The organism is Companilactobacillus paralimentarius DSM 13238 = JCM 10415, assembly GCF_001434985.1.
GTDB classification, from domain to species: Bacteria; Bacillota; Bacilli; order Lactobacillales; family Lactobacillaceae; genus Companilactobacillus; species Companilactobacillus paralimentarius.
The window spans coordinates 1-22,457 of record NZ_AZES01000051.1 but is presented as its reverse complement, the minus strand read 5'-3'; the positions used below and the strand labels follow the sequence as shown (position 1 = coordinate 22,457).

23 protein-coding genes are annotated in these 22,457 nt (G+C 35.7%); 7 read left to right on the top strand and 16 right to left on the bottom strand.

Annotated elements, in window-relative coordinates:
* Positions 1-161: 161 nt before the first annotated feature.
* The 8 genes from FD33_RS05330 to FD33_RS05300 all read right to left on the bottom strand — a co-directional run bounded on the left by FD33_RS05330 (position 162) and on the right by FD33_RS05300 (position 8,616).
* The gene (locus FD33_RS05330) at positions 162-1,061 is read right to left on the bottom strand and encodes an ROK family protein (protein WP_025084560.1); all 900 of its coding nucleotides are present in this window, start codon (positions 1,059-1,061) and stop codon (positions 162-164) included.
* A gap of 1 nt (position 1,062) precedes the next feature.
* Positions 1,063-2,499 carry a 6-phospho-beta-glucosidase gene (locus FD33_RS05325; RefSeq protein ID WP_025084561.1) on the bottom strand — a complete coding sequence of 479 codons (1,437 nt, stop codon included), beginning with the start codon at positions 2,497-2,499 and terminating at the stop codon, positions 1,063-1,065.
* Positions 2,500-2,546: 47 nt separating this feature from the next.
* Positions 2,547-3,923, bottom strand: coding sequence for a PTS sugar transporter subunit IIC (locus FD33_RS05320; protein ID WP_025084562.1), 1,377 nt, complete (start codon positions 3,921-3,923; stop codon positions 2,547-2,549).
* A 138-nt stretch (positions 3,924-4,061) separates the two neighbouring features.
* On the bottom strand, positions 4,062-4,808 hold the full coding sequence (locus FD33_RS05315; RefSeq protein ID WP_025084563.1) for a MurR/RpiR family transcriptional regulator: 747 nt from the start codon (positions 4,806-4,808) through the stop codon (positions 4,062-4,064).
* Position 4,809: 1 nt separating this feature from the next.
* Positions 4,810-5,628, bottom strand: a complete 819-nt coding sequence (locus tag FD33_RS05310) for an SDR family NAD(P)-dependent oxidoreductase (RefSeq protein WP_025084564.1) — start codon at positions 5,626-5,628, stop codon at positions 4,810-4,812.
* A gap of 131 nt (positions 5,629-5,759) precedes the next feature.
* Complete coding sequence (locus tag FD33_RS13155) at positions 5,760-5,972, bottom strand: glycosyl hydrolase family 65 protein (RefSeq protein ID WP_081784478.1); 213 nt, start codon at positions 5,970-5,972, stop codon at positions 5,760-5,762.
* Between the two features lie 6 nt (positions 5,973-5,978).
* The gene (locus FD33_RS05305) at positions 5,979-8,063 is read right to left on the bottom strand and encodes a glycoside hydrolase family 65 protein (RefSeq protein ID WP_056955823.1); all 2,085 of its coding nucleotides are present in this window, start codon (positions 8,061-8,063) and stop codon (positions 5,979-5,981) included.
* 310 nt (positions 8,064-8,373) lie between these two features.
* Positions 8,374-8,616 (bottom strand): helix-turn-helix domain-containing protein, encoded by a 243-nt coding sequence (locus FD33_RS05300; protein ID WP_156407828.1) that lies wholly within the window; start codon positions 8,614-8,616, stop codon positions 8,374-8,376.
* 145 nt (positions 8,617-8,761) lie between these two features.
* Between FD33_RS05300 and FD33_RS05295 the strand changes: the two genes are divergently transcribed.
* Positions 8,762-8,998, top strand: a complete 237-nt coding sequence (locus tag FD33_RS05295; protein ID WP_025084566.1) for a helix-turn-helix domain-containing protein — start codon at positions 8,762-8,764, stop codon at positions 8,996-8,998.
* An 89-nt stretch (positions 8,999-9,087) separates the two neighbouring features.
* Here FD33_RS05295 and FD33_RS05290 read toward each other — a convergent pair whose 3' ends face one another.
* A complete protein-coding gene (locus FD33_RS05290; RefSeq protein WP_025084567.1) occupies positions 9,088-9,612 on the bottom strand; it encodes a hypothetical protein in 525 nt (174 codons plus the stop codon).
* A 561-nt stretch (positions 9,613-10,173) separates the two neighbouring features.
* Between FD33_RS05290 and FD33_RS05285 the strand changes: the two genes are divergently transcribed.
* The 5 genes from FD33_RS05285 to FD33_RS05265 all read left to right on the top strand — a co-directional run bounded on the left by FD33_RS05285 (position 10,174) and on the right by FD33_RS05265 (position 16,051).
* On the top strand, positions 10,174-11,190 hold the full coding sequence (locus tag FD33_RS05285; RefSeq protein WP_034543831.1) for an ABC transporter ATP-binding protein: 1,017 nt from the start codon (positions 10,174-10,176) through the stop codon (positions 11,188-11,190).
* Positions 11,187-12,161, top strand: coding sequence for an ABC transporter ATP-binding protein (locus FD33_RS05280; RefSeq protein WP_056955821.1), 975 nt, complete (start codon positions 11,187-11,189; stop codon positions 12,159-12,161). Before FD33_RS05285 ends, FD33_RS05280 begins: the two co-directional genes overlap by 4 nt.
* A complete protein-coding gene (locus FD33_RS05275) occupies positions 12,161-13,120 on the top strand; it encodes an ABC transporter permease (protein ID WP_025084569.1) in 960 nt (319 codons plus the stop codon). Before FD33_RS05280 ends, FD33_RS05275 begins: the two co-directional genes overlap by 1 nt.
* 15 nt (positions 13,121-13,135) lie before the next feature.
* Complete coding sequence (locus FD33_RS05270; RefSeq protein WP_025084570.1) at positions 13,136-14,089, top strand: ABC transporter permease; 954 nt, start codon at positions 13,136-13,138, stop codon at positions 14,087-14,089.
* 141 nt (positions 14,090-14,230) lie between these two features.
* Entirely contained in the window at positions 14,231-16,051 is a 1,821-nt protein-coding gene (locus FD33_RS05265; RefSeq protein WP_025084571.1) for an oligopeptide ABC transporter substrate-binding protein, read from the top strand.
* Between the two features lie 125 nt (positions 16,052-16,176).
* Here FD33_RS05265 and FD33_RS05260 read toward each other — a convergent pair whose 3' ends face one another.
* The 3 genes from FD33_RS05260 to FD33_RS05250 form a co-directional block, all read right to left on the bottom strand.
* Positions 16,177-16,773 carry an NAD(P)H-binding protein gene (locus FD33_RS05260; RefSeq protein WP_025084572.1) on the bottom strand — a complete coding sequence of 199 codons (597 nt, stop codon included), beginning with the start codon at positions 16,771-16,773 and terminating at the stop codon, positions 16,177-16,179.
* A gap of 11 nt (positions 16,774-16,784) precedes the next feature.
* Positions 16,785-17,240: a flavodoxin gene (locus tag FD33_RS05255; RefSeq protein ID WP_034543823.1), complete on the bottom strand. Its 456-nt coding sequence runs from the start codon at positions 17,238-17,240 to the stop codon at positions 16,785-16,787.
* Between the two features lie 264 nt (positions 17,241-17,504).
* On the bottom strand, positions 17,505-18,122 hold the full coding sequence (locus tag FD33_RS05250; RefSeq protein WP_025084573.1) for an NAD(P)H-binding protein: 618 nt from the start codon (positions 18,120-18,122) through the stop codon (positions 17,505-17,507).
* Positions 18,123-18,315: 193 nt separating this feature from the next.
* Between FD33_RS05250 and FD33_RS05245 the strand changes: the two genes are divergently transcribed.
* The gene (locus tag FD33_RS05245; RefSeq protein WP_025084574.1) at positions 18,316-18,885 is read left to right on the top strand and encodes a sugar O-acetyltransferase; all 570 of its coding nucleotides are present in this window, start codon (positions 18,316-18,318) and stop codon (positions 18,883-18,885) included.
* 50 nt (positions 18,886-18,935) lie between these two features.
* Here FD33_RS05245 and FD33_RS05240 read toward each other — a convergent pair whose 3' ends face one another.
* The 4 genes from FD33_RS05240 to FD33_RS05225 form a co-directional block, all read right to left on the bottom strand.
* Complete coding sequence (locus FD33_RS05240; RefSeq protein ID WP_056955820.1) at positions 18,936-19,997, bottom strand: baeRF8 domain-containing protein; 1,062 nt, start codon at positions 19,995-19,997, stop codon at positions 18,936-18,938.
* Positions 19,998-20,175: 178 nt separating this feature from the next.
* Complete coding sequence (locus FD33_RS05235) at positions 20,176-21,021, bottom strand: aldo/keto reductase (RefSeq protein ID WP_025084576.1); 846 nt, start codon at positions 21,019-21,021, stop codon at positions 20,176-20,178.
* 65 nt (positions 21,022-21,086) lie between these two features.
* A complete protein-coding gene (locus tag FD33_RS05230) occupies positions 21,087-21,629 on the bottom strand; it encodes a GNAT family N-acetyltransferase (protein ID WP_025084577.1) in 543 nt (180 codons plus the stop codon).
* Between the two features lie 101 nt (positions 21,630-21,730).
* Entirely contained in the window at positions 21,731-22,240 is a 510-nt protein-coding gene (locus tag FD33_RS05225; RefSeq protein ID WP_025084578.1) for a DoxX family protein, read from the bottom strand.
* Between the last annotated feature and the right edge of the window lie 217 nt (positions 22,241-22,457).

Sequence of the window (22,457 nt, the reverse complement as noted above, 5' to 3'; positions counted from 1 at the left end):
TTTGGTTCGACACAAATCCTATCATCTTTAGTTATTGTTGATAGTAATTATGACAAGGAGGAAATATACAAATTGGACAAAAAATCAGCGACTTCAAAATACAGAGTCGCTGATTTTTTTCACGTTTTATAAAAACCTAACGGGGGCAAGCCATTCTGTTTCTATGCGTGAATCAATTGATAAACTGCACCAATCATCCCAGCATCATTCTTCAATTTAGCTGCTTTGACAAGTGGTAAATCTATATCCTTAATACTATTATGTGTAGCCTTGACTTCCTCAATCGTCTTATTCAGATTTTCGATGAATTCAGTATTAGCGCTAATTCCGCCACCAACAATTACTACCGCTGGATCAAAGGAAACTTCCAAATTGATAATTCCCTTTGCCAGACTATGATAGTAACTCTTCAAAATGTTCTGAGCTAAAACTTCCCCACCGTCAGCACGTTTAAAGATTAGGCGAGCATCTTCAACTGGTTGATCACTGAACTGATTATATCGTCTGATCAAGCCAATGACAGTCGCACCACGGAAATTTAGACTGCCCATCTCAACATCAATATCATCATCTTCAACAATCATCCAACCGAATTCACCAGAACGAGCATGAGCGCCACGATAGATTTGATCATTAATAATCATCGCACCACCGACTCCAGTTCCCAGAACTAAACCAATATAGTCGTGAATTCCTTGAGCTGAGCCAATCCACTTTTCAGCAATCGCTGCAGCATTGGCATCATTTTCGATTTTGGCAGGCAAACCTGTTTTTTCCTCTAACAATTGGGCCAAATTGATACCTGTAAAACATTTCACAGCTCCAGAAGTTGTTAGGAAACCATCTGCTTGGACAACACCAGGCATACTGACACCGATACCTAAAACATTCTTATCAACTGATTGAATGTTTTTAACGGCTGTTACCAAGTCCTTCAACAAACCAGCTTGGTCATCAACGTTAGTCTTAAAATGTCCTTTATTAGATACAACTCCATTTTCGTCAACTAAACCATACTTAACTGAAGTTCCTCCAATATCTAAACCTACATAATTTTTCATATTAATCTATCTCCGCACCATTGGTTTTAATGACATTTTGGAACCAGTAGAATGAGTCCTTCTTGTATCGATTCAAACTACCTGTTCCGTCATCATTCTCATCAACGTAAATCATACCATAGCGTTTAGACATCTGACCGGTACTTGCGGCTACCAAATCGATACAGCCCCAAGGTGTATAACCAATCAAATTAACACCATCTTTCAAAACAGCTTGTTTCATTGCATGGATATGATCAGTCATATAGTCAATTCGATAATCATCATGAACTTTGTTGTCACTAGTCTTTTTATCGATAGCGCCAAGTCCGTTCTCGACGATGAATAATGGTAAATGATAACGATCATTGAACCAGTTTAGAGCATATCTCAAGCCAACGGGATCAACTTGCCAACCCCATTCACTAGCCTTAACGTAAGGATTCTTAACACGATCATGACTTTCATTGTATTCAAGCTTGCCAGTATCTTTGACAGCAAAGGACATGTAATAACTGAATCCTATATAATCAACTTTACCTTGGCTTAACACTTGCAAATCATCGTCAGTCATATCCAAATCAAAATTACGTTCTTGGAAATGATTCAACAACCATTGTGGATAGAATCCATTTACGTGAACATCAGCGAACCAGAATCTTGTTTGCATCGCGCGTTGAGCAAATAGAATATCTTCTGGTTTAGATGTGAGTGGATAGATTGGAGTCATCGCAATCATGCAACCAATTTGAAAATCAGGATTGATCTCGTGACCAATTTTGACAGCTTTAGCACTAGCAACTAACTCGTAATGAGCGGCTTGATACATTAATTTTTCATTATTTTCTTCTGGTTTAGGAACAATTCCTGAATCAGTGAACAAAGCGTGTGTTGATTCATAATCAGTTTGATTATTGATTTCATTAAATGTCATCCAATATTTAACTTTATTCTTATAACGTTTGAAGACAACTGTAGCAAATTTAACAAAGAAGTCGATTACCTTACGACTGCGCCAACCACCATATTTTTTGACCAAATGATATGGCATTTCAAAATGAGACAATGTAATTACAGGTTCAATGTTGTATTTGTGTAGTTCATCAAACATATCGTCATAAAACTTTAATCCAGCCTCATTAGGTTGTTCATCATCACCATTGGGAAAAATTCTTGTCCAGGCAATTGATGTTCTAAAGCACTTGAAGCCCATTTCAGCAAATAATTTTATATCTTCAGGATAACGATGATAAAAATCAATTGCATTGTGATTAGGATAAAATTCATTAGGATCAATTCCATCAGTAATTTTTCTAGGCACACCGTTGGCTCCGATAGTCATTACATCAGCTGTACTGATACCTTTGCCCCCTTGATCAAACCCACCTTCTAATTGATGAGCAGCTACAGCGCCACCCCATAAAAATCCGTCTGGAAATGATTTTCCTTCTAAAGTCATAAATTTGTCCTCCTCAAATGCGTTACATCATCGTTATATATTTATAATTAAGCTTCTACAGTACCGTTGATATCTTCATCTTCGGCACCCTTTTCGATTTTTTCCTCTTTATTTTCGTCATCGTCAGGAACAGCCATCTTGTTAGCTGCCAAAACGAATGGGAAGTACATAGCTACAGAAATTGCTAAACAAACAAATCCAATTACTAGTCCTAGTAAATTACCACCAGTTCCTATAAACGGCATCAATGGTCCTGGAGTGGTCCAAGACATACTAATCGCCGGCGATGGTATCCAATTAAAGACAACAGTTACAAAGTAACCAACCAAGATATTAACAACAGGTGTTAATACGAATGGAATAGCCATGATTGGGTTTAAAACAATTGGTAGACCAAACATCAAAGGTTCATTGATATTAAATAGTCCTGGAACGAAAGCTAATTTAGCAATAGCACGATAATCTTTTCTTCTTGATACTAAGAAAATTGCAATGATAAGACCTAGAGTCATACCAGAACCACCCATGTTAGCAAAAACATCGTTTAAAATTCCCCATGTAACACGATGTGGGACACCTACGACACCATGAAGATTGATATATGTTTGATTACTCATATCAGCTTCAGTAAAAATAATTGATCTCAAAGCATTCAAAGTATTTGGACCATGAATACCAACAAGCCATAGCAAATTTTGAACAATGGCAATGATAATAACACCATAGATATTGACACCAATATGAGTAAGCGGTGTTTGAATAGACTTATAAATCACATCATTGATACCTTGTGGTGCAACCAATTGAATAAGAAAATTCAAAATTGAAGCAGCCATAATGACAAAAACAATTGGAATTAAACCATTAAACGAACGAGCAACAGCTGGCGGAACCATATCAGGCATTTTAATTTGTAGTTTCTTAATTCTAGTAAGCTTAGGTAAGAATTCACCAACTAAGCCACCACAGAGCATGGCAACAAACAAGCCTTGGGCACCAAGATATGTTGTTGGTAGGTATGTAACTCCGCCCTTCATAATTGAAGGTGTGTACATAATCATAAAGACAGCAATTCCTGTCAATCCAACTAACATATCATCGGCTTTAAAATACTTGGCCAAATTTCTAGCAACCAGATAAGCAATGAAAATTGAAAGAATATTCATTGTTCCGTTAGTTACAGAGTTTAGAAGCCTTTGAGCATCTTCCAAATGTGGGAAAAATTTCGGTAAAAATAAAATCTGTGCAATAAAACCTTGTTTTGAAAAGACAAGATTATTAATCAAAATAACAATTGAAGCAGCCATTGTGATTGGAAATGTGTACATGAAAGCATCACGGATAGCAGCGATGTGACGTTGTTCGTTTAACTTAGTAGCAAACGGAACAATGTGTTTTTCCATGAACGTATTGAAACTGTTCATCATAATATGAATCCCCCTTTATTTGATTACAAATACCAGTATAGAAAAACGCTTACAAATTGTGAATACTTTGTAAGCGTTTTGAATTGCTGTACCTAAGCTTTGAATAATATTCCAATCGCGGTACAACATGTTCCATTATTCTATTTTTCGATCAATGTCTTGATTATGTAATTCCATTAGTAAACCATCAACAATATAAACACACGGTACCTGACTTGTTAAATCGTAGTATTTATGAATTCTAGTTTCTGGAATATTGTAACTAAGTGCATAGCGACCAATTCTAGCAATAGGACTTTCAATATTTCCCGTTATACTAACTAAAATAGTATCTGGACTATTAACAAAGTTATTTAAAGTTTCCAAAATTTCACTAGTCCGCCCTGAAACTGATAGCGTAACGATGACATTATTAGAAGTATTGTGTAATTGTTGGATCAAAGGATAAAACGGATCCTTAACTGCATATGAATTGAATCCTAATGACGCTGCTTGTCTCGAAGCATATTCAGCAATTGCACCAGACCCTCCCATTCCAAAGAAAACAATATTATCAGCATCTAGCATCAAATGAGCTACCAACTTAATTGTCTTTTCAATGTCATTGGGAAAAGCATTCCGATCAATAATATTCAATACATCACTTTTTGAACGCATTAAATCTTGATTCTCACTTTTAAATGAAACCTTGAACTCGGGGAAACTACTATAACCAATTTTATGAATAAAGCGCATGACTGAAGAATTGGAAACATGTGCCCCTTGAGATAAGTCACGTACTCTCATTAAAGGAACTTGTTCATCGTGATCAACAATATAGCGATAAATGGCCATATCAACTTCTGATAATTTATCAATATCTTTGAATCCAAAAAATGCCATATTAAATCCCCTTCATCATTTTGGATAAAACTGCTCGATAAGTATTAGGCATCGTTCTAGCCACTAAGACCATCCCATGATCAACGATCGAGTGATAGTAACGGCGTTTTGGTTTAATATCAGTCGCAGCTCTGTAGAATACTTTTGCCAAATCTTCGGCTGTTGCTTCACTGAAAGTAATCTTTGAGAAGAGTTCTTCTGTTTTATCAAGCATGTTTTCATATGGTGAATCTTCAACTAAGTTCTTCTTAGCATTTTCAAAAGCAATCTTACTCCATTCAGATTTGGTTAAACCTGGTTGAACGATAACTGAACGAATTCCGAATTGTTTGACCTCTTGATCTAAAACGTCACTCCACATGTTCAAACTAGCTTTAGTAGTGTAGTACCAACCACCAAGTGGACTATAAATGTTAGAACCAACTGAAGAAATATTAACAATTCGGCCTGAACCTTGTTGTCTCATTTGCGGCAAAACATATTTTGTTATTTGAGCAGCCCCGAAGACATTGACATCAAACTGCTTTTTAGCATTTTCTATCGGTACCTCTTCAATCGGACCAAATTCACCGTAACCAGCATTATTCACTAAAACATCAATTTGTCCTTGTTCACTAATAGCACGATCCACTAAAGCACGCACTGAAATGGCATCAGTCACATCTAGACTCTGTGTATGAATACCTTGCTCCTTTAAATCAACCAATCTTTCAATTCGGCGAGCACCACCGTAGACTTCAAATCCTTGTTCTTTAAAATATAACACTGCCGCTTTTCCCATCCCTGAAGAAATACCTGTGATGATTGCTACCTTTTTCATAATTTCTCCTCCTATACTATTACGTTAATTCTATTATAGAAAGCGGTTTAATTATTCAAAAATATAAAATTAATTAGTTAATCAACAAAAAAATCTTATCAACTCCTCAACGAAATTGATAAGACTTTTCTTTAATCCTCTACGTTCACTTCAATCGATATAGGGATTTCTATTTTTGAATTAGCAGCAACGTGATAAATCTCATTGTGGTTAATAAAAGTAATGGCGTCTCCTAAAACAGATACTTGGAAGGTATCCTTGTACACATCAATCTTTAACAAACTACCTTGCCAATTAATTTCAAAATGCAAACTATTCCATTTATTTGGAAGATGCGGTTCGATTCTTAATTAACCATCAAGAACTCTAACACCACCAATTGAGGCCATATGTAACCCTTGATTTGATTTGCCGGCGCCAGTCCCTAAATCGACTTCACATGCTCTTTCAAAATAATCATAAGCCGTATCAGCCAAATTTAAATCACTGGCCAAAATACTATGAGTTGAAAAAGATAGTGATGAATCGTGTGTGGTCTTGGGTTCATAGTAATTCCAATTGACAAGTTTAATATCGTCACTAAATAAATCTTCAAATAAGAAGACTAACAATAAGACATCAGCCTGCTTAGTAACTTGTAAATCATTAATCTGTTGTAAATTATAATCTTTGAAGATCTTCGCATGACCTCCGTCGGATTGATACTGAGCTGTTTCAATTATTTTCTTTTGTAAATATGTGTCATCTTCTGGAATAACATCGAATTCATTAGGTTTGGGTAGAAAAATCAAGTTAACCTTAGAAATCCAGTCTTGATAAGATTCATCAAGCTTTAATTTCAAATTCAATCCATTATATATTTCCGGATTAGAATTTTTCAATACATCAATCACTGCAATCGCTTTTTGAATACACCAGAAAGCAGTGTAATTGGTAAACGCATTGTTATCGATATGTTCCTTGTACTCATCAGGTCCAATTACATTATCGATCACAAATTTCTTACGTGCAAGATCCCATTCTAACCGACTAGCCCAAAACTTGGCAGCATCTAAAATAATTTCATAACCCATTTCTTCAGCAAATCTCTCATCTTTAGTAATCGACAAGTATTGCATTACGGCAATAACCACATCACTGGTAATGTGTTGTTCCAAAGAACCTGAAAGAATTCGCATTGGCTTTCCCGTTACAATATCAGCTGATCCCCAAGGTGGCGTCATTTCACCATCAGTCGACCAAGCTGATTCCCAAGGAAATTGAGCTCCCCAGTAACCATTAGCCTTAGCCTTCTTTCTGGCACCATCTAGTCCTAAATAACGATATTTCAGCAGATTGCGAGCCATCTCCGGCATTGTAAAAGTAAAGTATGGCAACATATAAATTTCTGTATCCCAGAACGTATGGCCTTTGTACCCCTCGCCAGTCAGACCTTTAGCTCCAATATTCATTCTTGAATCTTTAGGAGTATTGGCCGCCAACTGATAACGAGCAAAATTGATTGCTACTTGTGGTTTGACATCATCTGAATCAATACTGATCAAACTACGTTGCCAAACGTTGATATTCCAAGTATTGGCTGATTTATTCAGTAATTCACCATAATTAAGTAAACTGGCACGCTTAATTGCATCTATGGATATATCTGAAATAGTGTCACTACCCACATCGCTATCAATAGTCGTATAGACATTAGCATATTTAACAAAAGTGAATCTTTTACCCTTAGCCATGTCAACATTATATTCGTCAAAAATTTGGCGGCGATCCATTCTAATATCGGGCTTAACTTTTAACAATACCTCATCTATATAGGCCTTTTGTGTCACATTAAAAGCAAAACCAATATTCGTTTGTTGCGTCTTTTCCTGCAATTGCAGAATTTTACCATCAAACAAACGTTTGTCGCCTTCAACTAAGTGTTGAGTTCCACTATTGGAATATTGACCATCAATCCCTGAATTGAGTTTAATATTTAAATCACTTTGATTAGAAGTAATTTCTAATTTTGAGACAAATAAATGAACATCATTCATTGAAACAAAACGTGAAAACTTAAAACTGATTCTATTACCATCAATTAACCAATCAAATGATCGAATTAACTCACCGTTCTTCAAATTGAGATGCTTATGATAATTTTCTATCAATCCTGTGCTTAATGAAAATGCTCGTTGATTAATTATGATCTCCATATTTAATAGATCAGGCAAATTAGGAAGTTCCGTAACTTCATCATTGAACGCATCAAACGTTCCAGACACGAACATGTCACGTCTCTCGTTTAAGTTTCTTTCTTCGGCAGTTGCCCTTATACCTAGATAACCATTGCCTTGAAACATTATTGCTTCAGTCTTATCTGCCTTGAAGAGGTCGAAATTGTTGGTACCAATATACCAACTGTCATTATTTTTGGTGGTTACACAATATTCCATAAGTCATCATCCGTTCATTAAAGATATTTTGCCCTCAATATCAGTAATGCCGTTCACATAAATCGAATCCTCTGCTTTCATTGTACCTATTTTTTCGTAGATGTGAACTATTTCACTTGTGATTTATCATTCAAACTTTTGGCACAAAAAAACTCACTTGTCTTCTAAGCGTCTCTACAAGTGAGCAATCATACGGCATTCATTCATTTATTTTGTTTTTAACCATATTTAATATAATTATTAAAAAATATAGATTTATTTATATAGAAGTATCTGCTAATACAACTAAGTTTTGAAGATAATTTTTTGCTTATTTAATTTGCAAATTTTTTAGAATTAATTTTTGTAATTCTCGTAAATCAATCTCATAAAAATCTGACAACACAAATAAGAGCTCACCATCAATGATTTTGTTCTTATCTGTTTCAATTGCACTCAAGACTGAGGTTGATGTGGTACAGCCATACTCTATTTTCGTAGTATCAACCACCTGCTGGAGCGTCAAATTCTTCAAAAGTCTTTTTTTACGCAAATACTTTCCAATCGTCATCATGTCTCAAATATAACCTATACCTTTCATATATGATATTTTAACTTAAAATATGGCTTTTTCAAAAAAAGTTATTGAAAAAAAAGAATTTCTAGTTTAACATGTTCTTGTCCTTGATTAAGGAAAACTTAAAAAAAGGGAATTTATTATGTATAGCAATCAATATTTAAAAGCATATTTTACGTTAAAGAACATCAAGCAAAATGATATTGCCAAGCTTCTTGACAAATCAACATCCACCATTCGTAGAAAAAATGATGATTTAGGATTCACTCAAAAAGAGATATTACTAATTCATAATAAATACAACATCCCTATTCAAGCATTTTTCTATGATGCTGATAACGATAATACGGATACTTCCACATTCCCAGAAAATTCTTAAGATTATTCATTTGAAATATGCCATCACTATATAGTTTATTTCAAATCACAAAAAAAGTGCAAACATTGCTTTGCACTTTTTTGTTATCTTTATTTTTGATTTATATCTTGTTGTAACTGATTCAATTCTCCATTATTAGAAAGTTTCTGATATTGCTGGTAAGCCTGATACCAATTTCCATTATTAATAGCAGTTCTCAAGCCTGAATATTCATTATTGGAGAAAATTTCTTGTGCAGCCTTTTGTGATTGTTCCTTCGTTAAAGCAGACGAATCCTCAATAAGAGTTGCTGTTTTATCCTGACTATCAGCAGCCGACATAATTTCAGACATTTTTTTCTTTCCTAAAACGGAAGCGGCTCGGTCAATCTTCTCATCCTTCTTAGAATCACCGGTTTTACGTGCCTTAACTCTCTTAACTAGTTCTGATTTCACAGCTTTGTCACTAGGAGTATCATTACCTGTTGCATTACGTAACATATTGTTCAATGGAAAAAAGAAGATAACACATAGGACTATTAAAACTAGTAATGAAATGATGATTGTTAAAATTAACGGTTTCTTAGTTTTCTTTTGATGACGCATTTGTTGACGCATAGGATCACCCTTCTTCATGGATATATTACCACCATTTTCATTCATAATTCACTTTTTAACTACCGTGTTTTCATATTTTGACACGTTAATGGTAGCGTTTCAACTCATTTTGCTAACTAATTTTTCATGAAAATAATAAAAAATTTCTTTAAAGGAGTTTCAGAAACTAATTTTTCTGAAGCTCCTTTTTATTTCTAAGATAATTGGTTCAAACCACTGGCGTTATAACGTCAATTAATTAGTCCGTTTTATCTTCCTCCATATTCTATTAATCTCTTTGATACCAATAATTAGACCAATGACCTGAAAATATACGTATCGTCATTTATAAGTTAACTTTTTTCTAATCTTTCTAATTTAATTGTATAGTCTGTTCATACAGATAAAACAAAGTTTATAACTCAATTATGAATAAATAATAAAGTTTTTTAATATCATTTTAATTTTAGGGGTTGTAAATTAGAAAATGATTAACTATAATCGAACTCAATTATTTAAAAAGTTCAACCGGGCACTGGTACGAATGTATCTTTGCACCTTAGGGTCTATATAAGAAGATTATTAGAATCAGGAGGGGATATCTTGGAAACTACATCAGATTTTCTAAATATTAAAGATGTTAATACTGCTTTTAAGATTAACGGAAAATACTACGATGCCATTTCTCATATTAATCTCACAGTTCATCATGACGAGATTCTTGCCATTGTTGGTGAGTCTGGATGTGGAAAAAGTACTTTAGCCACAACTATTATGGGTTTGCATGATCCATCCGAAACAAAAATTTCAGGTGAAATTGATTTTGAAGGCACTAACCTTTTAAAACTTGATGAAGCTGGATACAACAAATTCCGAGGAGCTAAAATCGGAATGATCTTCCAAGATCCACTATCTGCTTTAAATCCTCTAAAAAGGATTGAAGATCAAATTAGTGAAGTCATGACTTACCATACTAAGTTAACTGCTGAACAAAAACACGATCGAGTTTTGGAACTATTAAAAGAAGTAGGAATTGTTGATCCCAAACGGACTGCTCATCAATTTCCACATCAACTCTCCGGTGGTATGCGTCAACGTGTTATTATCGCGATTGCTATTGCTTGCAAACCCGATTTAATCATTGCTGACGAACCAACGACAGCTCTTGATGTAACAATTCAAGCTCAAATTTTAGATGTTTTAAGAAAGATTCAATCTGAAAATCATGCCGGTATCATCTTGATCACCCATGATTTGGGAGTTGTTGCTGAAACCGCCGACCGTGTAGCAGTTATGTATGCTGGACAAATTGTTGAGGAAGGTAGCGTCGAACAAATCTTCAATACTCCAAAGCATCCTTATACACGTTCACTATTAAGATCAATGCCTCAACGTGACAATCAAAACGATGACTTATATGTCATCCAAGGTAATGTTCCCTCATTACAAAAGATGTCTAAGATTGGTGATCGATTTGCACCACGTATTCCTTGGGTCAAACCTGAAGAACACGAAGAAAATCCAACAATGCATGAAATAGAACCTGGACATGAAGTTCGTTGTACTTGTTACAAGAACTTCTCGTTTCCAGATCAGGTTGGGAGTGTGAAAGCATGAGTTTAGTTGAAATCAAAAATTTAAAAGTTCACTACCCTATCCGTTCTGGATTTTGGAATCGAATTACTGATTCTGTAAAGGCTGTCGATGGTATCAGTTTCAATATTGAAGCTGGTGAAACTTACGGATTAGTTGGTGAATCTGGTTCAGGTAAATCAACGACTGGTAAATCAGTTGTTGGCCTAGAAAAAATCACAAGCGGTTCAATCATGTATCAAGGTAAAGATATTACCAAAAAAATCAACCGTAAGGAACTTGATTACAACCACGACGTTCAAATGATTTTCCAAGATTCCCTTTCTAGTTTGAATCCTAGAAAAAGAATTGAAGATATTATCGCAGAACCATTAAGAAATTTCGAGCATTTAAGTAAAGATGAAGAGAAATTAAGAGTTTTACAACTACTAGATATCGTTGGTTTGGATCCTGATGCTTTATACAAGTATCCTCATCAATTCTCTGGTGGTCAAAGACAACGTATCGGAGTAGCTCGTGCCGTTGCTACCAATCCTAAATTGATCATCGCTGATGAACCGGTTTCCGCTTTGGACCTTTCCGTTCAAGCTCAAGTTCTAAATTTCATGAAGAAAATTCAACGTGAATTTGGAATTTCTTACCTATTCATCTCCCATGATTTAGGTGTTGTCAGACATATGTGTAACAACATCGCTATCATGAACCGTGGCCGTCTAGTTGAAATTGGAACTCGTGATGATATTTATAATCATCCCGTTCATATCTACACTAAGCGTTTACTAGCTGCCATTCCTGAAACAAGTGTTAACAACAGACAACAACATCGTGCTAATCGTTTAGCCGTTGAAGAAGTCTATCGTGAACAACAAGACAAGTATTACGACAAAGATGGTAAAGCTTTCCCACTAGTTCCAATTAGTCCAACTCATTCAGTTGCTCTACCAAAAGAAGTTGCCAACCAGATCATCAAACAAGAAGGAGAGGTGAAGGCATAATGTGGAAAACAGTTCTCCGTCGTATCATGATTATGATTCCTGAAGTTATTATTCTTAGTCTTTTAGTTTTCCTATTAGCTAAGGCAATGCCTGGTGATCCTTTCACCGGTTCCATTAATCCTAAATCCGATCCTGCTCAACTTCATCATTTGATGGAAATGAATGGTTTGTACGATCCTTGGTATCAACAATATTGGAATTGGGTTGTCCATCTATTCCACGGTAACTTGGGTAACAGTTATCAATATCAAGAACCAGTTACTCGTTTAATTGGTAGCCGTGCCGTTAATACCATTTGGTTAGCCTTACTTACAACAGTTCTTACTTACTGTTTTGCTCTACCAATGGGTATGTTTGCTGCTAAACATGAAGGTAAACTTCCTGACAATATCGTCAGAATTTACACATATGTAACTTACAGTATTCCTTTCTTCGTTGTTTTAGTTATTGGTATCTGGATCTTCGGTTACGTTCTAGGCTGGTTCCCAACTACAGGTTCCGTTTCAGCTACCGCTAATCCAGGACTTCCAACCGCTGGATCTCATTTGTACCACATCTTATTACCAAGTATCTTGGGTGCACTATTTGGAACTGTCAATGTTGTTCAATACCTTCGTTCAGAAGTTATCGACGCCAAACGTTCCGATTATGTCAGAACTGCTCGTTCTAAAGGTGTTCCTGAAAAAGATATTTACAAACATCATATTTTTAGAAATTCATTATTACCTATCGCCGCATTTGCCGGTTATTCAATTACTGGATTGTTAAATGGTTCTATCTTTACTGAAACAGTCTTCTCTTATCCAGGTATGGGACTACTATTTATCAATTCAATCAATTATCGTGATTACACCGTTATCACTGCTTTAGTTTTAATTTACGGAATTTTGAATCTATTGGGTACGCTACTTTCAGATATCATCCTAAGTATCGTTGATCCTAGAATCAGAATCGAATAAGGGGGCCGTTAATTTATGGAAGAGAATCTAAATAAACATTCAAATATTTCAGCGGCTGACTTAGACCGTTTAACTAAAGAAGCTAGCGAAGAAGCTACTCCATCATCTGCCAAGATTGTTTGGAACGAGTTCAAGGCTGACCGACCTGCTTTCATCGCCTTGTTTATCGTTGTTGGCTTTATACTCTTCGTTATGATTGCATCACTATTCATTAATACTCCAAAAATGATGGAGACCAACATCATGAACTACAATATCAGTCCAGGAACCAATGGTTATACTCTCGGTGCTGATGCTGGTGGTCGTTCAATCGCTCAGCAGCTTATCGTTGGTTCACGTAATTCAATCGGTATTGCTATCGGACTTACAATTATTTCTTCAACCTTTGGTATTTGCTGGGGATTAATTTCAGGTTACTTCAGTGGCTACATTGATTGGGGTATGCAACGTGTGTACGACTTCATGATGATGTTACCAATGACAATGATGATAATTGTTTTAGTTACTATCATTAAAAACTACAATGCTGTTTCATTGACACTTATCTTCTCTATCTTCTATTGGGAAGGTACTTCACGTTTGATTCGTTCACGTACTCTTTCAGAATCTGAAAAAGATTACGTTGCTGCTTCTAAGACTTCTGGTACTAGCAGTCTCAAGATTATTTTCCGAGAGATCATGCCTAACATTTCATCATTGATCATCGTTGATACAACTTTATCATTTGCTGAAAACATTGGTGTTGAAACAGGTCTTTCCTACTTGGGATTTGGTCTTCCAATTCAAACTCCATCACTTGGTACTTTGATTGCTAATGCTAATGATCCTAATAACATCACCGAATATTGGTGGACATGGTTACCAGCTGCCTTGTTGATTATCGTCCTTTGTTTATCAATTAGTTACATTGGTCAAGTTGTTAGACGTTCAGCTGATGCCTCTCAACGTCAGGGAGATGCAGAACAATAATTATTTCGTAATTTTACAAAAAATTAAGGGAGATGGTGCCTTTTCCTAATCACGGGTTTTATAAGTCTTCTGGATACAAATTTTCTTAGCCAATTCTGTAATTGGTGAATATAGGTTTTTTTAACTTAAGGGGGAAACACAATGGTTAAAACTAAAAATAAGGTTATTCTCTCAGCTGTGACACTTTTGGCTGCCGTCACATTAGCTGGTTGTTCTAACGGAAATAGCAGCAGTTCTTCATCCGGTACAACTGCTCAAATTAAATTAAAGTCATCATTTAAGAACAGTGCTGCTACAGATAAAAATGCAACTAAGAATGGTACTTTGAAGTTGGCCGAAGTCGCTGACTCACCATTCCAAGGAATCTCAGATCCAGTCCTTGCTTCAAACGCCGCTGACTCACATGTCTTCTCTCCTGGTGGTTTGAACAACTTGTTCACCGTCGATAAGAACTACAAGATTATCGATGGTGGTCTTGCTAATCAAAAGCTTGATCGTAAAGCTAAGACAGCTACAATTACAATCCGTAGTAATGGTAAATGGTCAAATGGTGACCCTGTAACTGCTAAGGATGTTGAGTACGCATATGAAGTTCTTGGCAATAAAGAATCAACAACAAGTCAATATTCATCTGACTTTGAAAATATCGAAGGTATGGCTGCATATCATAAGGGAACAGCAAGTACTATCTCTGGTATCGAAATGCCAGATGGTGAAAAAGGTAAGAAAGTTGTTATTCACTTCAAGCATATGTCACCAAGTATGAAATTCTCTGGTAACTCATTCATTTGGGGCTCCGCTGAACCTTACGAATACATCAAAAATGTTCCTATTGCTAAACTTGCATCTTCAGAACAAATCCGTAAGAACCCTATCTTCACTGGTCCTTACAAGCTAGATAAGATTGTTACTGGTGAATCAACAAGTTGGGTACCAAACAAGTTCTACTATGGTAAGAAAGCCCAAATCGGACACATTACTATCAACGTTGTTTCATCAAACAACATTGTTAAGGCCATTCAATCTAAGAAGTATGACTCCGTAGTTCCTTCAGCTTCTGGTGAAGTTGGTGGTACTTCATACAAGAAATTGAAGAACCTTAAAGGTTATACAAAAGTTGGTCAACCTGCCCTATCATACAGTTACTTTGCCTTTAACTTAGGCCATTTCGATACTAAGACTGGTAAGAACGTTGCCGATTCTAATAAGAAGATGGCTAACAAGAGTCTACGTCAAGCTATGATGTACGCTCTAAACGTCGATGATGTTGCTAAGAAGTTTGGTAATGGTGTTGCATGGCGTGGTAACACTTTGATTCCACCTGTATTTACTAAGTACTACGATAAGTCAGCTAAAGGTTACTCATTGAATCTTAAGAAAGCCAACAAGTTACTTGATGACGCTGGATACAAGAAGCGTAACGGTAGCAAATGGCGTTCTGATCCAAAGGGTAAGAAACTTACTATCTACTTCGGTGGTATGAGTGGTAACTCTATTACAGAAGCTACATACCAAGATTATCTACAACAATGGCACAAAGTTGGTTTGAACGTTAAATTATACGGTGGCAAACCAATGGAAATGAATAGCTTCTATGACTTGCTACAAAAACCAAGTCAAAACAAAATTGACCTTTGGACAGCTGCATGGTCATTATCATCTGAACCATCACAATCACAACTTTATGGTGAAACTGCTCCATTCAACATGGGTCACTTCGTAACCAAGAAGAATACTGAATTGATCAACAAGATGAACGATTCATCTGCTTGGAATGACAAGACACGTACTAAGACATTCAAACAATGGCAAGAATACATGAACGATCAAGCTGGTGTTGTACCAGAAGAATTCAACTACGTATGGCAACCAGTTAATAATCGTGTTAAAGGCTTCGACTTCAGTCCTGCCAATAACGAATTATTCAGTGATCTAACATTGACTTCTTCTAAATTGAAGTAGTCAATGCAACTCCATTAATTAACTCTTCTCCCACATTGCACACATAATCAGTTAATTAATCGAAGAATCCCGACAAAAAAAGCTTCTCAAGACTAGAAATAGTTTTGAGAAGCTTTTTGATTTGTTTAAAGAATTGGTGCATCACGTTTGATCCCGTCGCTAACACCTACATCTTTTTTCGATAAGTATGCTGGATCATCGATTATTTTTAAAATAAGTTCAGCTACACTCTTACGTGAAATACTATTACCCTGAACCAGCTTATTAGGCTGCGTAACCTGATAACGTACCTCATCTACATTATTCAACCAAGCCAATCTTAAAATCGTGTAATCCAACCCTGATTGCTCATACAGATGCGCAACCTGCATTCCAATTTGACTGGTTGCCTTACTATGAGTTCCTAAGCCACAGATAGAAACTACTCTCATAACACCATTAGCCTGCATAGCTCTAATAATATTTTGCGTCGGAACAATTGATTTCGTAGCTCCCGTTAAGTCCAAAACAATATCTTGATCTTCCACTGCAACTTCCACAGCCGAACTGTCTCTGGCATCCCCTTCAATAGCGATTGATTGATTAGCTATTAAATCATCAGCTCGAATTTTATCACGCAAGAACAGCGTTAATTTAATATCTGAGAAAGCTTTATCACTCAACAACTGCTCTTCAACTAAACGTGCAATTTTTCCATTAGCTCCTAAAATCAAAATATTCATAGGACTACCTCCTAATCAAATTGTTCAATGAACTCTTTCAATTGGGTATCGTTATTATTGTATCTGAAACCGTCCGTTACCTTACTTGTAGCAGCTAACTCTCTAACGTAAGGCATTGATTCATTAACATTAGAACCACCAGTTGTTGTAAAAGGAACAATCGTCTTATTTGAGAAATCATATTTATCAAAAAGACTATAAAAGATCATTGGCACACGACCACTCCAAGTTGGATATCCTAAATAGATTGTATCGTATTTATCCAAATCCGGAAGTTTCGTTTTTATTTCTGGGTGAAGCCGTTGTTCAAATTCATTTTGAGCCACCGGTACGTAATTACTATAACCCGCCGGATAAGGAACTTGAGGTTCCAAACTAACAATGTCAGCGCCAGTCAACGCTTGAATCTTTTGAGCCACCCTCTTAGTGTTACCTGAAAGTGAAAAATAAATGATTAATTTTGCCATAATTACACCTCTTATTTAGTATCCTATACCCTAAAGTCAGGTTGAGGTCAAGAGATCAGAGAGCGGAGCAGGCCTGGGAATTTCCGAGGATTTGCCTAAGTACTGGAACTGCACGCATACTTGGCGGGCAATTTCAGTACTGTAGCAAACCGGAAGAAATTGGCCTGCGAAGCTCGTTTCCACTATTAAACATAGAACAATGGTTATTTAAAATAAAAAAGTGAAACCAGAAAAAATCCAGCTCCACTTAAAATCAAATAGTTATTACTTAGCAGCAACAGCTCTACGACTAATCTCTACATTCTTATGAGATTCCAATTTGCCATTGTTAACCAATCTAACTGCATAATCGACAACACTATCATAAGAAACATTCTCACTAGTTGGTGCCTCACCCTTATCAACTAGATCATAGTTAATATCCTTACCAGCATCTAAACGAGTTGCTCGAAGAATCGTATAGTTCAATTCAGAATCCTCAATCAAACTAACGGCTGTTCGATATGGCTGCAAAAGAGCATCCTGTGCTAAATTACCTGAAGCACCATCAGTAACAGGCATTTCATTGTAAAGACCCATTGATGTAATGAAGATCAGACGCTTAATTTTTTTCATCTTCATCCCATCAATAATTCTTTGAACCGACAAGCCCAGATTGCTATCCGTTGCCATTAGAACAATATCATTGCCATCCAAAGCTTCATTCAAAACCTTATCGTCCAACACATCCCCATGAACCTCACGCTCACGTTTTTCATCGATTGATAAGATATTAGTATTACGAGCCAACAATGTTAAATAATCATCCGTTTTATCTAAAAGTTGTCTTGTAACCTTTTGACCAATTATTCCAGTTGCACCAACTACCAATACATTTGTCATACCAAATTACCCCCGACTTCAAAATTTTGTTCCAGCTCTATCCTAACTCTTTTTTAAGAAATATAGCCAAATTCTTAATCACTCATTTTCATTTTCTTACATCAGTCGATCCATTTTCACTCATATTTCAGTGTTTTCAAAAATTATGCTATGCTTAATGTACACTTTTATTTAAAAGAGGAGAGATTTGAGAATGGAAATTGAACAAGACCCTGCGTATCAGCAGATGATAAATGGAGAACTTTACTTAGAATCAAGACCTTTGGTCAACTTGCGTAACGATGTACGAACAAAATTGATGGAATATAATTTGATTGCTGACAACGATCAAAGAAACACTAAAATTAAAAGTTTAATGAAATCAGTTGGTAACAGATTTTTCGTTGAACCAACAATTTACTTTAGTTACGGTGTTAATATCACTATCGGTGATCACTTCTACGCCAATCACGATGTCATGCTTTGTGATGAAGGTAAAATCACTATCGGTAATGATGTTAAATTCGGTCCCAAAGTCGGCTTATATACACCAAAGCATCCCATGGACCCAGCTGTTCGTCGTACTGAAGCCGAAAGAACTGCCCCAATTACAATCGGAAACGATGTTTGGGTCGGAGGCAGCGCAAGTATTCTTCCAGGAGTAACTCTAGGAAACAATGTCATCGTTGGTGCAGGATCAGTTGTTACAAAATCCTTCCCTGATAACGTTATTGTTGTTGGAAATCCCGCTCGTATCTTAAGAAAAAATGAACCTAAAGATTAATTAATCAGCCCAAAAAGGAATCTCAAGTTATTCAGCCTGAGATTCCTTTTTTAGTACACAATAGCACTCATACTTGGTACTGCTGCATCTTTTGAATAAACCACTTGCGAATTGGTTTTATTCAAAATATATTGAACTAACATTTTATTGTGCTCTACAGAATAAGAAGTACCGTCATTGAATGAAATCAGTGATTTAATATCTCGATTCATTAAAGCAAAATTAATTGTATCTAAATCACTGATCAGACACTCTTGATTGTCTGCTCGATGCAAATCATGTTTGATTTTTTCTATCAATGCGACAGTTTCAAAATTCTTGTATTCATTAACTTTTTCCAACATTTCTCTGTGCGATAAGTTAAGCATTGAACTGTGGATCACACCATCGATATATTTACTATTTCCATAATTATTTAAGTAAACATCTAACACTTCTGGTAGACCTGTTAAAAGAAAAGTCGTGCCCTCACGTTGATACATTGATCCCAGTTTACGATCTAAATATTGGTAATAGATCAATTGATCTTTCTGCTGCTCTTCTGATTTTGTTCGATGACCATGATAAATCGCATTCTTTCCGCCATATGAACCGGAATTCAGATTAGCATTAGCATCAAAATCTGGATAATAGTCCGCAAAATTACTGTGAACTCCCTCAAGTTCAACTTCTTTAAGACTATCCATATTAAACACATTGATTCGATCACGACTGAGGTTGATCAAATACTCTGGATCAGCACCACTCTCTTCAGGCAAGAGCAGATCCTGAACTAGGAACGTTGTCCCAACATGTGCCTTAGGTAAAACTTGATGTTCCATGCGTGAAATTTCCATAGCCTCATTATTAGCAAAAATAATCAGAGCTTTTTTGGAAGTACTAAATAATTGGCGATCCAGCAATAAATTTTCCAACCGTTCAACTGCTTGGTCCCACTGGCGTCTTGGATAATTCAATTCCAAATCTTTTTTAACATCTTTCAATAAGTTTTTATAGTTAAGAATGTTTTCTTCAATTTGAGGAGTTTCTGGATGAATTGGTAAGATAATACTGATCTTTGGTTCCACATCTGAAGCTAAAAGTCTCATTAAGTTATCATTATTTATTTTCATAGTTCATCTCCTACTATTTAGAATCTTATCGATAATATAAGTATATTTTTATATTATCATGATGTAGGAATTTTTGTCCATTTATTAAATCATCGCTAAAAAATAGGATAGGTATCAAATATGATTACCTACCCTATTACTATTGAAGCCGAACATGTTATGTCCACAGTCTCCATTCTTATCCTTGAGTAGGATTGTGGAAATGTGATGGTGCTGTATCCGACATATTATTCAAAGTTTCCATATCTTCAGCACTGATTTCAAAGTCTAATTTAGCATTGTCTTCAATATGAGCCTTGTGAACTGCCTTTGGTAAAGGCAATACTCCGTTTTGAATAACAAATTGAATAGCTAATTGTGGAACACTGACATTGTATTTTTCAGCAATCTTGAGAACGTCTTGGTTATGAATCAAGCCACCAGTTGCTAATGGTGAATAGGCTTCAACCAAGATATCATGTGCTTGCGCAAATTTAGTGATCTTAGGTTCCGTAAAACCAACATAATATTGAATTTGATCAACCATAGGTTTAACTTTAGCTATTTGTAAAACATTTTCCAAATCATGCACATTAAAGTTAGAAACACCAATTGCTTTAACACGACCTGAAGCATAAATTTTTTCCATTGCACGCCATACGTCCTGGTTCTCTTTGTCGTAATTAGCACCAATTTTTCCCCATGGCCATGGAGCATGAATCAAATAAAGATCCAAGTAATCTAAATCAAGATTCTTCATTGTAGTTTCAAAGTCATTTAAAGCATCATCATAATTTTTAGTTTCAGCTGGTAATTTAGAAGTTACGAACAAGTCCTCACGTTTAACACCTGAATCTTTAATACCTTGTCCAACTTCCTTTTCGTTTTGATAAACCAAAGCTGTATCGATATGTCTATAACCAGTATCAATAGCATCATGAACAGCTTGTCGAGCATCCTCCGCAGGGATCTGCCATGTACCAAAAGCAACTTTAGGAATCTTCACACCATTATAAATTTCAAATGTATCTGTTAATTTCGTCATAAAAAATGCTCCTTCCATTCGAACATGGTTATGATACCCCCTAGAGTTAACTCTAGGTCAAATATTTAGTCTAGTTCTTTCCAAGGAATAACTGACGACATTTTTTGAGGACGATCATTCAAATCTTTTTGTAACCAGGTTACGTCTAACCAACGATTAAACTTGAAACCAACTTTATGAAAGGTTCCAACTGCTTTATATCCTCTCTTTTCATGAAACCTGATACTATTAATATTTTCCTCGGTAATACAGGCCATTAAATTGACGACCCCTTGTTTTTTTAAAATATCTTCAAGTTTTTGATAGAGTTCCGTTCCTAATCCATGTCCCTTAAAATTCTTATCAACGTAAATACTAGCTTCCACAGTCCATGCATAAGCGGCTCTTGGTCCATATAGATGAGCATAAGCATAGCCTAATATTTTATTATCATCATCTATCGCCACTAGGTAAGGAAAATTCTGAGAAATATCATGAATACGCTGTTTAAAGTTTTCAACAGATGGAATAACATCTTCAAAAGTTATGGTTGTATCAGTAATATAGGGCGCATAAATATTCAATAATGCCTGGGCATCATCCTCTGTAACGGGTCTGATTCTTGTCATTCAATCTGCCTCTTCTTAATAGATTTAATAGTTTAACATTATAGTACTTTTTGGCACAAAAAAACTTGCTGATTTACATTTATGCAACCAACAAGTTTTTTTTAATTCCAAATACCTGATTGTTTCTTTTGTTTAAAGATATGTGTTCTGATCCAAGGAATAACCCAGTAATCTAATCCTATCTTACCTGCATTAAACCCAGCAATAATAATGAAGTATTCTAGAAAAATATATTCAGGGTTAACTGAAATAGCTCCAGCCAACATGTACGAGAAGTTCATCATCAGTCCAAAGAATACTGCTGCCGTTGTTAAACAACCAAAAATAAGACCTAAACCAACAAGAAACTCACCCCAAGAAACCATCATGCTCATACCTTTGTAATGAGGTAATATGGCACTTAACATGTTATTGAACCAAGGGTAAAGAACTTTACCTGTAGGTCCTTTAACAGGATTCTTAACAGCATTGCTGAGCAAGCCTTTAACAGCTCCAGCAGCACCACCGGTGATTTTCTCCCATCCAGCCATTGTCCATAGAACACCTAAGTACACTCTAATAATAGCCAAAATAATTGAAGCAATCTTATTAGTACGTAAAAACTTTACCATAGTAATGTTTTCCCCCTTTACTAATAATTCTTACCTCTATATTATAAGTCTAATTTATAAGTCTAATTTGGCTTAATGAAGTTTTTTTAGACTATACTTGTAGACTAATTATTAATAAAAAAAGACACAAAAAAAGGAATCAACCTAAGTTGATCCCTTATCATTAGCGTGGCAGCTACCTATCCTCGCGGGTAGTTTCCCACCAACTACTTTCGGC